This window comes from Myxococcus sp. AB025B, from assembly GCF_006518215.1.
GTDB classification, from domain to species: domain Bacteria; phylum Myxococcota; class Myxococcia; order Myxococcales; family Myxococcaceae; genus Myxococcus; species Myxococcus fulvus.
In genome coordinates this window covers 1-14,572 of the sequence record NZ_SRLW01000251.1, presented here as the reverse complement: position 1 = coordinate 14,572, position 14,572 = coordinate 1, and the positions used below count along the sequence as shown (strand labels likewise).

The window sequence follows — 14,572 nt, the reverse complement described above, 5'->3', positions numbered from 1 at the left end:
GCACGCCGCCAGCGTTCGTTCTGAGCCAGGATCAAACTCTCCAATTTTTATTTTGAAGGTTGAACCGGCGTCAGCTGAGGCCCGGCTAAGGAACCTCAACTCGCTGATTCACTACAGGCCCTGCCGGTATGCGCTTCTCAGCGCTCCCTGACTGGGGCCTTCTCAAAGATTGACTGCGGTTTCCGCAATCCTTCTCTTCTTCTTGGGCTTGCTATTTGGTTTTCAAAGACCGAGTCGCTTGTCTCCACCGCGACTTCTTGCTACCCTGCGTCCGCCTTCGACTTCTTTCCGGCGTCAGCGGGGCGTCCCTTCTATTTCATCTTCGCGTCCGCTGTCAATCACCCAGTTTCAGCTTTCTTCTTTGCTGCTCTCCCGAAGTCCCCAGCGCCGCCCAGTGGCTTCCGCTGCTTTCTTCCGGAGGGGCGCGGCTTCTACCTCTTCACCGCGTCCCGGATCAACCTATTTGGTCAGATCCGTTTGATTCTTTTCGTCCGTCCCGGTGGCCTGCTGCGTTCACCGGTCCGTCGAGGGGCGCGGCTTCTACCTCTTCGCCGCGTTCCAGGTCAACAACCTTCGTCGACCTTTTTCTTCCCCCGCTGTTCGCTTCCCCAGGGCCGGAGCACCAAGGCGACGAGCAGGGGTCCAGTTACTACCTCGTCACATCCCGTCCGTCAAATACCGGATGATCCACCCGGCGGATTTTCCGGTCCGGTCCATTCGGGGAACCCGGGAGGCCCTTGCGCCCCATCCCCGAATCGTCCGGCTCGTCGCTCCGGCTGCCCCTCGACGGGTCAGCTCTCCTTCTGACGGGCCTTCGACTTCTGGAGCTTCTTCATCTTGTCCAGGATGAGGGTGCGCTTGAGCGAGGACAGATGGTCCACGAAGACGTGGCCATCCAGGTGGTCGATTTCGTGCTGGAGGATGTGGGCGATGCGGCCCTCCGCCTCCAGCTCGTGCCACGCCCCCGTCCGGTCCTGGTAGCGGACCTTGACCTTGTGGAAGCGTGGGCACTTCTCCCACTCCCGGGGAACCGAGAGGCACCCCTCCTCCAGCTTCACGGGCTCCTTCTTCTCCAGCACCTGGGGATTGACGATTTCGAAGGACGTCCCGTCCTCCCGCCCCACCAGCGCCACCCGAAGAGGCTCGCCCACCTGGTTGGCGGCAATGCCGATGCCCTCGGCTTCCTTCATGGACTCGGCCATCTGCTCCAGGAGCGTCTGGAGGGCGGGGCCGAAGTCCGTCACGGGCTTCGTGGGAGAGGTCAGGACCTTGTTGGGCCAGATAACGATTTCGCGAGCCATGGGCGCAATCTGCCATGGGCGCCCCACCTTCGCCGCGCCATTCCGCAGGTCCCTGGAATGGTGGACCCTGGCCAGGCCCCAGCGCCCCATCCGTCGGGTCACCCGCCCCGTCGGAGGCCCGCCTCCCAGCGCGGAGTGCCCCAGGTCTGCTAGACCTCGGCGCCATGCACCCGCACGCTCAGCTCCTCAACGACTTCTACTCGGCGTTCCAGCGCCGCGACGCCCAGGCCATGAACGCCTGCTACCACCCGGATGTGGAATTCACCGATGAGGTCTTCGTCGGACTGCGCCACGCGGGCACCACGTCCATGTGGAGCATGCTCTGCGAGCGGGGCAAGGACCTGGAGCTCACCTTCCGCGACATCCAGGCCGATGACCGCTCCGGCCGCGCCCACTGGGACGCGAACTACACCTTCTCCACCACCGGCCGGAAGGTCCTCAACCGCATCGACGCGGAGTTCGAGTTCCGCGACGGCAAGATTGTCCGCCACCGCGACCGCTTCGACTTCTGGGCCTGGTCACGCCAGGCGCTCGGCCCCGCGGGCCTGGTGCTCGGATGGACGCCCCTCCTGCGAAACCAGGTCCGCGCCCAGGCCCGGAAGACGCTCGACAAGTACATGCGCGAGCGGGGCACCGCCGCTCCCTGAGCAGTCCGCCTCCCCGCGCAGGCGCGCCGCTCGACTCAGGGCGCGCCTCGCACCGCCGGTGACCGCAGGGGCGTGACGTCGGGCGCCACCCAGGCTGTCCTCGCCTCGGCGGAGTCGAGCGTCTGCTTCTGGTAGTGCCTTGCCAGCAGCTTCGCGTCCATCAAGTGGGGATGCGCCTCCAGCAGTTGCTCGAACGACCGGGCCCCGGGGGTGTACTCCATCGCGACGTGGACCAGCTCCATCCAGGCCCGGGTGAGCGTCTCGTGGTACTTGCCCGTGGCTCCAAGCGCGGCCGCGTAGTTCTGGATGAGCGCTCGCACCCGCCGCAGCCCACCGTCGAAGCCCTGCTCCTCGCGCAGGCAGCACCAGGCCAGCCTCAGGTGCTCGCGGTGTCCGAAACGCTCGCCCGGGTACGTGGCCGAGGCCACCGCCGCCACGAAGGCCGCGTCCTCCAGCAGGTTCCAATCCTCGCTCATGTCGACCGGGTCCTCGTCCGCCTTCGCTTCGGGCTCTCGGACGGATGCACCTCCTGGTCCACCTCGGCGATGGCCTCGAGCCCCGTCCGCAAGCTCTCCACGTCCTCTTCTCCCAGTTGCCCCAGCACCACCGCCTCCAAGGTCTCCAGGCGCCGGTGCACCCGCGTGGCCAACGTCCGCCCCGGCCCCGTCAGGGAGACCTGGAACGAGCGCCGGTCCTCCGGCCGCGCCTCCCGCTTCACCAGCCGCTTCGCCTCCAACCGGTCCATGTAGCTGGTCAGCGTGGAGCGCTTGTGGCCGAAGGCCGCGTGCAGCTCGCTCAACGACGTGTCCCCCGCCTCCAGCAGGTACGCCAGCAGGTGGGCCTCCCCCTGCGAGAGCCCCAGCGGCGGCGCCGCCCCCTCCAGGAACAGGCCGATGCGATGCGTGGCCCGGTGCACCTCGAGAACGAATCTGAGCCGCTTCATGATGCTCGCGCAACAATCATTCCGGTTTCGGAATTTCCGAAATCGGAACGAATGTGCCTCCCGGTCCATGCCGGGGGCCCGTAGAGGGGTACACGGGGTACTCGAGCCGGGACGGCGCTCCCGGGCTCGGGGATCCATCACCGCGGTGGCGACTCACCGCGAGAGGCTCCTCCGTGCTCCAGGCTCAGGGCGTGGGGGCCTTGGCTCCCGCCGCCTTGGGCGGTGGCCCCCGGTAGGCGAGGAGCGTGTAGTAGGAGCCCGTCGCATACCCCGGCAGCTTCTTCGGATTGAACGAGCTGGTGCTCGACACCGTGCCGCCCACGTAGCCCGCGGGCATCTCCACCAGCTTCAGCGCACACCCGGCGAGCACCAGGCCCGCGACGGGGACGTCGTTCGACACCACGTTGCAGGTGCCCGTGGCCGCGAAGGTCCCCTCCGGGAGGACGAAGCGCATGTGGGCCGGCACCTGGTTGCCCGGCACCAACGGGGTGCCCGGGGTGATTCGCAGACAGGCCGTGGCCGTGCCCACGCTCTTCTGCCCCAGGTCCACCCACTTGCCATCCTGCTCGCGAGCGCGCGGCACGTAGATGCCCGCGCCCAGCTTCACCGTCGCCTCGAAGGGCGCGGCCGCGCAGGCCGCCGCATCCGCGGGCTTCGTCGCATCCTCCTGCGTGCGGAACTGGAAGACCTCCGACTCCGCCCGCGCCTCGAACGCACCCGCGAACATCAACACCACCACCGCGTCGTGCCACCGCGCCATCGGCACCTCCGTCGAGAGTCCACCCTCCTCACGGCGCCCGGCCCCTCCCGTCCGGGCGCGCCAAGGACGGCTACTGCCAGGACAGCGTGTACTCGGCGTCGAGCGGCCCCGTCTTCTTGCCGCTCACCCGCACCTGCTTGCCACCGACGGCCTCGATGACCGCCTGGAGCACGCCCTCGTGATAGGCCGGCGTCATGAAGTCGCGCTTCATGGAGAAGACACCACTGGTGTCTCCCGTCCACGTCACGCCACGCTCACCGTAGCTCACCGCCGCCTTGTAGCCCGAGTGCAGGTTGCCCAACATGCGCTTCGGGCTGTTCGACGCCAGCAGGAGCAACGTCTTGCCCGCCGCGGAGGACAGGAAGTCCGTCGTCGCCTGCACGCCCATCCGCCGCAGCGCCGCGTCGAAGCCACCCAGCTTGGGCCCCATCACCTGCGCCGCCGTGAAGGCCAGCCTCAGGTACGCCTCCACCGGGTAGTTGAAGAAATCGACGTACTTCTTTTCTCCCGCAGCGGCGAGGCAACGCTGCACCGCGGCCTCGCCATCGAGCACCCTGACCGCGCCAAGTACGCCATTGAAAAACAGTCCTCGCGCGGTGTCGTCGCGCGTCGCCAACGAGACGCGCTCCTCCAGCTCTCGTGCGAGTTGGGGTTCGAGCACGTCCAACTTCTGAGCCATGTCTGCCATCAAACGGTGTCTCCATGGGGGGAAGGAGGCACCCGAAGTCTACAACCGGATGAGCTGCGCGCCGTAGTGGATGTTCGCGCCAACGGCCGCCACCAACACGATGTCCCCTCCTCCGAGGCGAACCCGCCCGCACGCCAGGTCCTCGGCCAACAGGATGAGCATCCCCGCGGCCGACGTATTGCCATACAAGTCGACATTGCAGGCCACCGCCTCCGTGGGTAGCCCCGCGCGCGCCACGAACGCGTCCATCACCCGCTTGTTCGGTTGATGAAAGTAGTACCGCTTCACCTCACCCTTCAGGTCGGGTCGAGGACTCAACATCGCGTCCAGGCACTTCTGCATGTACTCCGGATAGCTGCGCGCCACGCGGAAGCCATCCACCACGAAGGCCATGTCCGCCGGACGCGAGCGCCCCGGCTGGTAGGGCAGCTTCAACGTCCCGCCGCCCTTGCGGATGACCAGGTCCCCGTGCGCGTTGCCGGAGAACGAGGCGAGGATGCCCGCACCTCCCGGCGCGTCCTCCTTCGTCTGGAGCACCACCGCGCCCGCCCCGTCCCCGAACACGTACATGGACAGATAGCCCTGCAGCGTCTTCGCCCGCCCGGGGCCCGGTGGCAGCTCGTCCTGGTACACTTCCCGGTTCACCAGCGGCGAGGTGAAGGCCGACGCCACCACCGCCACCGTGCGGAAGCGGCCCCCGTCCATCATCTTCTTCACCAGGTCCAACACGTACGTCGTGCCGCCGCAGCCATCGTCCACCAGCAGCGCGAACGCGTCCTCGCGCAGCCCCAGCCGCTGGTGCACCGCCATGGCGTCGTGGTTGAAGTGCGGCGCGTCCGGCGTGCACGTCACCACGAACAGCGCGTCGAGCTGCTTCGCGTCCACGCCCGAGCTCTCGAGCGCCTTGCGCAGCGCCACCTCACACATGTCCGTGTTCGTCGCGGGGTAGAAGTGGCCGTCGTCCTCCGGCGGAGGCACCGCGCGCCCCGTCGCCTCGTCGAAGTCCCACAAGAACCGCCGCTCACGGATGCCCAGCTTCTCCTCGATGCGCTCCGCCGGCCACCCGGGGATGGCCTTCGCGATGCGCGCGTTGCTCACCCGACGCGATGGGACAAATGCTCCGGCACCGACGACACAGACATTGGGTGTCATTTCATGGCCTCGTTTTTTCACAGCCACGCCGGATGGGAGGGATTCCCTGGCCCACTGCATCGAGCAGGATTCACGCCAGATACGAAGCCCTTGAAATGACGGCCTCTCAACCCGGAAGCCGCTTCACTCTTGAAGAGCCTCCTGGAGCCGCGTGCTCCCAACCCGCTGGATTTACATGAGAGACCGTGATGCTTCAGAAATGAAGCATCTTGCTGCGGACCTGAAGCAGCGCCTGCGATACATTGACTTCGGGTGCGGTGCCACTCCACTCGACGCGGCATCCCTGGAGACCAGCCACGCCAGGGTTGCGAGTGATTGCGCACTCCGAGTGCCGAGACATCTTGGACCCATGGCACTGGACACGCCAGGGCCTGCTGGGGTTCCCGTCGGAGGCCTGGGGATTTCCCGGATACTTCCCGGGGCGCGTGGGAGCATGCCAGTGTGCGCCTCCGAAAGGCGTCGCGGGACCGCGCCCCCGGAAGCGGGTGCCCGGTCGACGAATGGGTCGTGCCCTCGCTCGAGACCTTCCCCCGCCGCTGGCAGCCCGTCCTCCGGCTGGTGCTCTTCACGGCCGCGTACGCGCTGGGGGCACGGCTGGGCGCGGTGCTGGCGTTTCCTCCCGAGCACGTCTCCGCCATGTGGCCTCCCAGCGGCGTGGCGCTCGCGGGGCTGCTGCTCACCCGGCACCGCGAGTGGCCCGCGCTCGTGCTGGCCGCCATCCTGGTCGAGCCCTTCGCCGTGGGCGCCTCGCACAGCCCTGTCACCTCCACCGGCTTCGTCATCGCCGCGGGCAACCTGCTGGAGGCCATGGTGGGGGCGCTGCTGCTGCGCCGGGTGGTCCGCTTCCACCCGTCGATGGACCGCGTGCGCGACGTGCTGGGGCTGGTGGGGCTGGGCGCCCTGGGCGCCACCCTGCTCAGCGCGAGCCTGGGCATGAGCATGCTGCTGTCCGCGCAGCGCCTGGCCCCCGCGGACTTCTGGCCCGCGTGGCGCGTGTTCTGGGTGGGCAACGCCATGGGCGTGCTGCTCGTCGCACCCCTGCTGCTCACCTGGACCGCGCGAGGGACCAGCGGCTGGAACCGGCAGCGACGACTGGAGCTGGCGGCGCTCCTGCTGCTGCTCGGCGTGGCCACCCACTGGGTGTTCCGCATGCCGCCGTCGGCCGCGCCTCCGGCCACCTTCCATCCGGTGACGTACCTGACGTTCCCCTTCCTGCTGTGGGCCGCGCTGCGCTTCGAGGCCCGGGGCATCACCATGGCCGCCGCGGTGATGTCCTCGGTGTCCCTGCTGCACACCGCCCTGGGCAACGGCCCGTTCGCCCAGTTCGCGTGGCACAACGACAGCCTCACCTTCCTCCAGTCCTTCCTCGCCGTGGCCAGCGTGTCCGGACTGCTGCTCGCCAGCGCCCTGAGCGAGCGGCGCCGCGCCCAGGAGGAGGTCAGCCACCTCAACCAGGAGCTGCGTCAGTCGCTGCAGACGCTCGCCGCCACCCAGGCCACCCTGGTGCAACGCGAGCGCATGGCCGCGCTCGGCGAGCTGAGCGCCACCGTGGCCCACGAGGTCCGCAATCCGCTGGGCGCCATCTCCAACGCGCTCGCCGCCATCCGACGCCTGACGCCCCAGATGGCCACCGGCCCCACCGGCTCCCTGATGGACATCATGGACGAGGAGGTCGAACGGCTGGCCCTGCTCGTCAATGACCTGCTCGACTTCACCCGCCCCGTCGAGCCCCGGCTGCGCAGCCAGTCACTCGGCCCCGTGGTGGAGGGCGCGCTCGTGGCGTCGCTGCGCTCGGGGGCCTCGGGCATCGACGTGTCGCGAGACCTGGACGAGTCCCTGCCGCCCATCGCGCTCGACGCGCACCTGCTCCACGTGGCGCTCACCAACCTGTTCACCAATGCCGTGCAGGCCATGCCCGCTGGTGGCAGCCTGGTCACCCGCATCGAGACGGATGTGCGCTCGGGCACGCCGCACGCCCGGCTCACCATCTCCGACACCGGTCATGGGATGACGGACGAGCTGCAACAGCGCATCTTCGAGCCGTTCTTCACCACGCGCGCCAGCGGCACCGGGCTGGGGCTCGCCATCGTCCGACGCATCGTCGACGGACACCACGGCGAGGTCATCGTCCACAGCACCGTCGGACAGGGCACCACCTTCACCGTGTGGTTGCCCTATGCCGGGGAGGCTCGCGCCGTGGCTTGAGGGTGCGGCTCTCGGGGCGGTCGACCTCACGCCTCCTGGGTTGCTTCACACGGGCACCGCGCTCGACTGTGCCCGTGCGGACCGCTCGACGCTCAGAACGGGATGTTGTCGTCGTCGTTGGGCGGCGGGACGTCGTCCTGGTAGCCACCACCACCGCGGCCGCCGTAGCTGTCGCCACCACCGCGACCGCCACCATAGCCGCCGCCCTCGTTGCCACCGCCGCCGCCCTGCTGACGCGCCATCTCCGCCTCGATGGCGGAGAGCAGTTGGCGTTCCTTGTCGTGCCAGCGCGACTTGCTCGGGTCGTTCAGCGAACGACGCGCGCCATTCGCGTAGAACTCCAGGTCCTGCATGCTCGCTCCCGCGACGGGCGCACCCTTGCTGCGGCCGTAGTTCGGGAACACCATTCCGTCCCCGCCACCGCCACCCGCGCTCGGCGCAGACCGACGGGGCGCCGCGGAGGCCGCGTCCGGCGTCGAGCCGATGGACAACTCCCCCATCCGCAGCGTGAAGCCTTCCTCGCTCCTGAACGCCGTGCCCACGCGCACCTGCTCCACGCGACCATCGGGGCGCCGCACCGCCACCGTGACTGGATAGCCTTGCTCACTCATGGCGCCCGAATCCCATCCCTCCCCCCAACCTGTCAACGGCGGCGAAATCGCCCTGTCCGCCAGCCACATGCCCGCCTGGTGAACGCCCTCCCACCTCCGCGTCCCATGCACCTGCTCGCAGGCTGAACACCCCTCCGCGCGCACCTCGGACGCCATGCTCGCCCCGGGGACCGCAGCCGTTCCGGAGGACCTCGGTCCCACGTCGCCACCGTCCCCGCGGCCGTCACGCGCGCGCCCCCGCTCAGGTTCCGTGGAGACAGGCTCGGGGCGGCGCCCACGTGGAGGGGAGTCCCCCCGGAGTCAGCGCCTCCGCGGGCTCCAAGAACCTCGACACATCGTGCGCCCGGAAGCAGCCGTGCTCGCGCCGACCTGGGGCCACTGGGGCGAGGGCGACGCGTGCGCGCATTCCGCGCTCGGGATATGGGGCGCCCGGCTCGGGCTCATCGCCCTCGCTGCCGCTGACACGCTCGGGACACACGGCTCGCATGGCGGCTCATCCGAAGAGCCGCTCGATGCCGTGAAACAAGGCTCCCCTCTCGAGGAGCCAGGTCACCGGGAGCTTGTGTGGAAGCCGCGAGACGTCCGCGGCGGGACTTCAGACCAGCGACGCCTGCGCGCCCCTGCCGCCCTTCTTGCGACCACGCTTGCCCTTCGCCGGCTGGGCCTCACGCAGCGCCTTGCTCGCCGCACGGCCGCGCGGCAGCTTCACGTCCTGCACCGACTGCGGCTTCGCGTCATCCACCCACGCGGTGGGCCGACGGTCCGTGCGCATCAGGAGCCGCAGCTTCTGGTAGTGCGCCGAGCAGTAGCCCTTGGAACGGCTGGGGCGCTTGCACCCGATGATGGCGCACGAGCGGGAACCCTCCGCCACCCGGGCCCGCGTCGCCGCGCCCTTCGCCGCCACCAGCGGCAGTTCCACCTGCGCCGCCGGCTTGCGACCCGGCTTGCGACCCCGCTTCGCCGCGGGCGCCGGCAACACCGACGACTGCCGCGCCGCCACCGGCCGCACACCGGCGACCGCGCCCAGGCGGCTCGTCAGCGGCGCCAGCCGGAAGGTCACCGAGCGCAGCATGTCCAGGGCCTCGAGGCCCTCTTCCAACCGGCTCACCGCCTGCTGCAAGGGCACGAGCTGCGTCTGCAACTCGCGCCGGAACATCTCTCCAAGCTCATTCGCAATGGACATGTGACGGGAGGATATACGCCGTCCTGGGTTCCCGGCGGGAAATCCGCTGCACGGCACGCGCCAAGCGTCGCCTCCGAGCGGATTTCCGCCTCCGGCCCCTCCAGGAGGTCCTGCGCCGAGCGAAACCCTCCGACTCCAGGGCCTGGTGAAACGTCTGCCTGAAACAGTTTCAACCCTGGGCGCAGGTCAACGGCTCGGGCCGCGGCGTCACCGGGTCCGCCTTGCGCACCGACGTCGGGAGCTCGAACAGCGAGGCCCCCGCCCTGGGGCAGCCCCCCGCCAACGACGCGAGCGCCCACACCAACAACACCGTCAGCACCACCGGGTGACCCACGACACGTGCCTCCTCAGGCTCGGATACCCACCCAGAACGCGGCGGACCGTATTCCTTGGCCTCCTGGGGATACGAACGAGCCTAGCCCAAGGGTCTGACCCGCCCTGGAGGGAGGGGGAGCGAGCGGCCCGGCTCCCCCGCGCGGCCACTCCGGGTGTTAAAGGAGGCCCAACATGACCTTGGCCCCTCCTCCCGTCCGCTTCCGAGGCACCGACTCCTACCTCACCCACGAGGGCCTCCAGGCCGCCGTCAATTGTGCCCTCACGCTCCAGCGCCCCCTGTTGGTCAAGGGCGAGCCGGGCACCGGCAAGACGCTCCTGGCGGAGGCCATCGCCGAGGCCCTGGGACTGAAGCTGCTCACCTGGCACGTCAAGAGCACCACGCGCGCCCAGGACGGCCTGTACATCTACGACACCGTGCAGCGCCTGTATGACTCGCGCTTCGGCGACGGGGACGTGAAGGACATCCGGCGATACATCCGCATGGGCCCTTTGGGCGAGGCCTTCGCGTCCCCCGAGCGCGTCGTGCTGCTCATCGACGAGGTGGACAAGGCGGACCTGGAGTTCCCCAATGACTTGCTCCACGAGCTGGACCGGATGCGTTTCCGCGTCACTGAAACCAACGACGAGGTGGCCGCGAAGCACCGCCCCATCGTGGTGATTACGTCCAACAACGAGAAGGAGCTGCCCGACGCGTTCCTGCGCCGGTGCGTGTTCCACTTCATCGACTTCCCGGACGCGGACCTCATGCGCCGCATCGTCGACGTGCACCACCCGGGGCTCGACGCCGCGCTCGCGGAGCAGGCCCTCAAGGTGTTCTACGAGCTGCGCGCCCTCTCCCGCCTGCGCAAGCGGCCCTCCACCAGCGAGCTCATCGACTGGATCACCGTGCTCAAGGCGCAGGGCGTGACGGACCTGAAGCTGGACGAGCAGCTTCCGTTCCTCGGGGCGCTCCTGAAGAAGGAGCAGGACCTGGTCTCCGTGGCGGAGGCCTTCGGGCGCGGCCGGCGCACGCGCGCCTGAGCCAGGAGACGGCATGTTCCTGCCATTCTTCTACGAGCTGCGGCGACGAGGCGTGAAGGTGGGCGCGCAGGAGGCGCTCGCCCTGGCCGGCGCGCTGAAGGCGGGGCTGCACGACAGCAGCCTCGACGGCTTCTACCACGTGGGCCGCGCGCTCCTCGTCCACTCGGAGACGCAGCTGGATGCGTTCGACCAGGCGTTCCTCGCGCACTTCCAGGGCGTGGAGACCGCGGGCCTGGAGCTGACGCAGGAGCTGATGCAGTGGCTGGAGGACGCGCGCGAGCGGCCCCAGCTCACGCCCGAGGAGCAGGCGCTGCTCGAGGCGCTGGACCCGGAGGAGATCCGCCGCCTGTTCGAGGAGCGCCTGCGCGAACAGAAGGAGCGTCACGACGGCGGCAACCGGTGGATCGGCACCGGCGGGACTTCGCCGTTCGGGAACAATGGCTTCTCGCGCGGCGGCATGCGCGTGGGCGGCAAGGCCGGCGGCAAGCAGGGCATGGCGCTGATGCAGGCGGGGGCGCGCAGGTACGCGGGCTACCGCGATGACCTGGTGCTCGACACGCGGCAGCTGGCCGTGGCGCTGCGCAAGCTGCGCGCGTTCGCTCGCGAGGGCGCGGCCGAGGAGCTGGACGTGGACGAGAGCATCTCCGCCACCGCGCGCAACGCGGGCGAGCTGGAGGTGGTGACGCGGCCCCCGCGCAGGCCCAACACGCGCGTGGTACTGGCGATGGACGTGGGCGGCTCCATGGACCCGTACGCGGCCACCATGAGCCGGCTGTTCTCCGTGGCGAGCCAGGCGACGCACTTCAAGGAACTGCGAACGTATTACTTCCACAACTGCGTCTACGGAAAGCTCTACGCCACGCCGCAGCTCACCGGCGGCATGACGGTGCCGGAGCTGGTGGCGCAGGTGGGAAGACATCACAAGCTCATCATGGTGGGTGATGCCTCCATGGCCCCGTACGAGCTGGGCATCCGCACCGACGCGGAGGGGCGCTACAAGGCGGACGGGCTGGAGGGGCTGACGTGGCTGATGCAGCTGGCCCAGCACTTCGAGCGAAATGTCTGGCTCAACCCCGAGCCCATGGGCGCGTGGCGCACGGGCTCCATCGCCACCATCGCCCGCGTGTTCCCCATGTTCTCCCTCACCGTGGAGGGCCTGGGTGAGGCCGTGGCCCACCTGACACGGGGACGCACGGTGAAGGGCGCGATGGCGCGGCGCTGAAGTCCTCGGAGCCCCAGCAAGGGCCAGAAAATCCAGGGGCTCGTGGACTGCCGGACGGCGAGCGGGCGGGCCTGGTCCTTTCGTGCGGCGCACCGGCGCGAGTTCCGGCATGGTGCGCCCCACGATTCGCCGGAAGCTCGAGGACCTTATGACCACCGATACGCAGGACCTGCTGAGCATCAACACCATCCGCACCCTCGCCATGGATGCGGTCCAGCAAGCCCACTCGGGTCACCCGGGGGCCCCCATGTCCCTGGCCCCCGTCGCCTACCAGCTCTGGCAACAGGAGCTCCGGTACGACCCGTCCCACCCCATCTGGCCGGACCGCGACCGCTTCATCCTCTCCAACGGCCACGCGTCCATGCTCCTGTACGCCCTGCTCCACCTGGCAGGCGTCAAGCGCGTCACCCGCGACTACAAGGTCGAGGACGCCCTCAGCGTCTCGCTCGAGGACATCCAGAAGTTCCGCCAGCTCGACTCGTCCACCCCCGGCCACCCCGAGTACCGGTGGACCAGCGGCGTGGAGACCACGACGGGCCCCCTGGGCCAGGGCGTCGCCAACAGCGTGGGCATGGCCATCGCCAGCCGCTGGATGGGCGAGCACTTCAACAAGCCCGGCTTCGACATGTTCACCCATGACGTCTACGCCATCTGCGGCGACGGAGACCTCATGGAAGGTGTCGCCTCCGAGGCCGCGTCCATCGCCGGCCACCTCAAGCTCGGCAACCTCTGCTGGCTCTACGACTCCAACCACATCTCCATCGACGGCAGCACCGACCTGGCCTTCACCGAGGACGTCGGCAAGCGCTTCGAGGGCTACGGCTGGCGCGTCCTCCACGTCCCCGACGCCAACGATTTGACGGTGCTGGGCGAGGCGCTCCACACCTTCAAGACGCTGCGCAACAACCAGCCCACCCTCATCATCGTCACCACCCAGATTGCCTTCGGCGCCCCCAAGCTCCAGGGGTCCTCCAAGGCCCACGGCGAGCCACTCGGCGACGAGGAGATCAAGGGCACCAAGCGCAACTACGGCTGGCCCGAGGACGCGAAGTTCCTGGTCCCCGACGGCGTGCGCGAGCGCTTCCAGGAGCGCGTGGGCGCCCGCGGCAAGCAGCTGCGCGAGGCGTGGGACGCGCGCTTCGTCGAGTACCAGAAGCAGTTCCCCGAGCTCGCCGATGAGCTGACGCGCATGCAGCGCCGCGAGGCCCCCAAGGGCTGGGACTCCGAGCTGCCCACCTTCCCCGCCGACGCCAAGGGCATGGCCACCCGCGAGTCCAGCGGCAAGGTGCTCAACGCCGTGGCCAAGAACTACCCGTGGCTCGTGGGCGGCTCGGCCGACCTGAACCCGTCCACGAAGACGTACATCACCACGTCCGAGTCCATGAAGCCCGGCGAGTTCAAGGGCCGCAACATCCACTTCGGCGTGCGCGAACACGCGATGGGCTCCATCGTCAACGGCCTGTGCCTCAGCAAGGTGCGCGGCTACGGCGCCACGTTCCTCATCTTCAGTGAGTACGAGCGCCCCGCCATCCGCCTGTCCTCGCTGATGGAGCTGCCCGCGCTCCACATCTTCACCCATGACTCCATCGGCCTGGGCGAGGATGGCCCCACCCACCAGCCCGTGGAGCAGCTGGCCAGCCTGCGCGCGATTCCCGGCCTCATCGTCCTGCGCCCCGGCGACGCCAACGAGGTCACCGAGGCGTGGCGGGTCATCGGCCAGCAGAAGAGCCATCCCGTGGTGCTCGTGCTCACCCGCCAGCCGGTGCCCACGCTGGACCGCACCAAGTACGGCGCGGCGTCGGGTGTGGCCAAGGGCGGCTACGTGCTGGCGGACGCGGCCGGCGGCAAGCCGGAGGTGGTGCTCATCGGCACGGGCAGCGAGGTGCAGCTGTGCCTGGACGCGCACGACAAGCTCACCGCCGAGGGCGTCGCCTCGCGCGTGGTGAGCCTGCCTTCGTGGGAGCTGTTCGAGCAGCAGTCGCAGGAGTACCGCGACAGCGTGCTGCCGCCGAACGTGCGCGCCCGCGTCGCCGTGGAGAAGGGCGCCGCCTTCGGGTGGGAGCGCTGGGTGGGCTTCCAGGGCGGTATCGTCGCCATGCGCAGCTTCGGCGCGTCCGCGCCCATCAAGGCGCTCCAGCAGAAGTTCGGCTTCACCGTGGACAACGTGGTGAAGGTGGCCAAGGACACGCTCGCCAAGAACAAGGCGTGAGCCACCGCGCGTCCCGCGCGCGCACCTGAAGAAACGAAGGGCCCGGACCATCCCCCAACGGTCCGGGCCCTTCATGCTTCTGTCCCTCGATACCGCATCAAGAATGGGGCTCGGGCCATCCCCCAACAGTCCGAGCTCCCGCTGCCCCCCTTAAAGAGGGGCGCTCCCACAAGAAAAGGCTCCCGAACCATCCCCCAACGATTCGGGGAGCCCGAGGGCTGGCTCCCCCTATGTCGGAGCCGCCCGTTTCAAAGTCATCGCCGGTCCGCGGGCCCCCCACCGAGCCCCCCGGCTC

At 69.1% G+C, this 14,572-nt stretch carries 14 protein-coding genes; 5 read left to right on the top strand and 9 right to left on the bottom strand.

The window, feature by feature from the left end:
* Positions 1-791 precede the first annotated feature (791 nt).
* Positions 792-1,301, bottom strand: a complete 510-nt coding sequence (gene def, locus FL311_RS31995) for a peptide deformylase (protein WP_141331160.1) — start codon at positions 1,299-1,301, stop codon at positions 792-794.
* A 164-nt stretch (positions 1,302-1,465) separates the two neighbouring features.
* On the opposite strand from def, the gene FL311_RS31990 reads away from it, so the two are divergent.
* Positions 1,466-1,948 carry a nuclear transport factor 2 family protein gene (locus tag FL311_RS31990; protein WP_141331158.1) on the top strand — a complete coding sequence of 161 codons (483 nt, stop codon included), beginning with the start codon at positions 1,466-1,468 and terminating at the stop codon, positions 1,946-1,948.
* 35 nt (positions 1,949-1,983) lie between these two features.
* On the opposite strand, the gene FL311_RS31985 is transcribed toward FL311_RS31990, so the two are convergent.
* The 5 genes from FL311_RS31985 to FL311_RS31965 form a co-directional block, all read right to left on the bottom strand.
* Complete coding sequence (locus FL311_RS31985) at positions 1,984-2,424, bottom strand: hypothetical protein (RefSeq protein WP_141331155.1); 441 nt, start codon at positions 2,422-2,424, stop codon at positions 1,984-1,986.
* Complete coding sequence (locus FL311_RS46175; protein ID WP_194869447.1) at positions 2,421-2,891, bottom strand: MarR family winged helix-turn-helix transcriptional regulator; 471 nt, start codon at positions 2,889-2,891, stop codon at positions 2,421-2,423. Before FL311_RS46175 ends, FL311_RS31985 begins: the two co-directional genes overlap by 4 nt.
* A gap of 184 nt (positions 2,892-3,075) precedes the next feature.
* Positions 3,076-3,651 (bottom strand): hypothetical protein, encoded by a 576-nt coding sequence (locus FL311_RS31975; RefSeq protein ID WP_141331151.1) that lies wholly within the window; start codon positions 3,649-3,651, stop codon positions 3,076-3,078.
* A 70-nt stretch (positions 3,652-3,721) separates the two neighbouring features.
* Positions 3,722-4,318 carry a DUF2378 family protein gene (locus FL311_RS31970; protein WP_141331162.1) on the bottom strand — a complete coding sequence of 199 codons (597 nt, stop codon included), beginning with the start codon at positions 4,316-4,318 and terminating at the stop codon, positions 3,722-3,724.
* 60 nt (positions 4,319-4,378) lie between these two features.
* Entirely contained in the window at positions 4,379-5,491 is a 1,113-nt protein-coding gene (locus tag FL311_RS31965; protein ID WP_141331149.1) for a 3-oxoacyl-ACP synthase III family protein, read from the bottom strand.
* Positions 5,492-5,998: 507 nt separating this feature from the next.
* Between FL311_RS31965 and FL311_RS31960 the strand changes: the two genes are divergently transcribed.
* On the top strand, positions 5,999-7,696 hold the full coding sequence (locus tag FL311_RS31960; protein ID WP_194869446.1) for an MASE1 domain-containing protein: 1,698 nt from the start codon (positions 5,999-6,001) through the stop codon (positions 7,694-7,696).
* A gap of 92 nt (positions 7,697-7,788) precedes the next feature.
* On the opposite strand, the gene FL311_RS31955 is transcribed toward FL311_RS31960, so the two are convergent.
* The 3 genes from FL311_RS31955 to FL311_RS45985 form a co-directional block, all read right to left on the bottom strand.
* Entirely contained in the window at positions 7,789-8,307 is a 519-nt protein-coding gene (locus FL311_RS31955; protein ID WP_141331145.1) for a hypothetical protein, read from the bottom strand.
* A 595-nt stretch (positions 8,308-8,902) separates the two neighbouring features.
* Positions 8,903-9,490, bottom strand: coding sequence for a vegetative protein (locus FL311_RS31950; RefSeq protein WP_141331143.1), 588 nt, complete (start codon positions 9,488-9,490; stop codon positions 8,903-8,905).
* A 169-nt stretch (positions 9,491-9,659) separates the two neighbouring features.
* Complete coding sequence (locus FL311_RS45985) at positions 9,660-9,824, bottom strand: hypothetical protein (protein ID WP_153882712.1); 165 nt, start codon at positions 9,822-9,824, stop codon at positions 9,660-9,662.
* Positions 9,825-9,997: 173 nt separating this feature from the next.
* Between FL311_RS45985 and FL311_RS31940 the strand changes: the two genes are divergently transcribed.
* From FL311_RS31940 to tkt, 3 genes are all read left to right on the top strand, one after another.
* A complete protein-coding gene (locus tag FL311_RS31940) occupies positions 9,998-10,846 on the top strand; it encodes a MoxR family ATPase (protein WP_141331140.1) in 849 nt (282 codons plus the stop codon).
* 13 nt (positions 10,847-10,859) lie between these two features.
* Positions 10,860-12,068 carry a VWA domain-containing protein gene (locus FL311_RS31935; RefSeq protein ID WP_141331138.1) on the top strand — a complete coding sequence of 403 codons (1,209 nt, stop codon included), beginning with the start codon at positions 10,860-10,862 and terminating at the stop codon, positions 12,066-12,068.
* 148 nt (positions 12,069-12,216) lie between these two features.
* Positions 12,217-14,277 (top strand): transketolase, encoded by a 2,061-nt coding sequence (gene tkt / locus FL311_RS31930; protein WP_194869445.1) that lies wholly within the window; start codon positions 12,217-12,219, stop codon positions 14,275-14,277.
* Positions 14,278-14,572: the final 295 nt, after the last annotated feature.

Excerpts from the sequence above, each read along its gene's own strand:
- FL311_RS31955 (WP_141331145.1), bottom strand. The coding sequence starts at position 8,307 with ATGAGTGAGCAAGGCTATCCAGTCACGGTGGCGGTGCGGCGCCCCGAT.
- FL311_RS31940 (WP_141331140.1), top strand. The coding sequence starts at position 9,998 with ATGACCTTGGCCCCTCCTCCCGTCCGCTTCCGAGGCACCGACTCCTAC.
- FL311_RS31990 (WP_141331158.1), top strand. The coding sequence starts at position 1,466 with ATGCACCCGCACGCTCAGCTCCTCAACGACTTCTACTCGGCGTTCCAG.
- FL311_RS31965 (WP_141331149.1), bottom strand. The coding sequence starts at position 5,491 with ATGACACCCAATGTCTGTGTCGTCGGTGCCGGAGCATTTGTCCCATCG.
- FL311_RS31950 (WP_141331143.1), bottom strand. The coding sequence starts at position 9,490 with ATGTCCATTGCGAATGAGCTTGGAGAGATGTTCCGGCGCGAGTTGCAG.
- FL311_RS31985 (WP_141331155.1), bottom strand. The coding sequence starts at position 2,424 with ATGAGCGAGGATTGGAACCTGCTGGAGGACGCGGCCTTCGTGGCGGCG.
- FL311_RS31935 (WP_141331138.1), top strand. The coding sequence starts at position 10,860 with ATGTTCCTGCCATTCTTCTACGAGCTGCGGCGACGAGGCGTGAAGGTG.
- FL311_RS31975 (WP_141331151.1), bottom strand. The coding sequence starts at position 3,651 with ATGGCGCGGTGGCACGACGCGGTGGTGGTGTTGATGTTCGCGGGTGCG.
- def (WP_141331160.1), bottom strand. The coding sequence starts at position 1,301 with ATGGCTCGCGAAATCGTTATCTGGCCCAACAAGGTCCTGACCTCTCCC.
- tkt (WP_194869445.1), top strand. The coding sequence starts at position 12,217 with ATGACCACCGATACGCAGGACCTGCTGAGCATCAACACCATCCGCACC.
- FL311_RS46175 (WP_194869447.1), bottom strand. The coding sequence starts at position 2,891 with ATGAAGCGGCTCAGATTCGTTCTCGAGGTGCACCGGGCCACGCATCGC.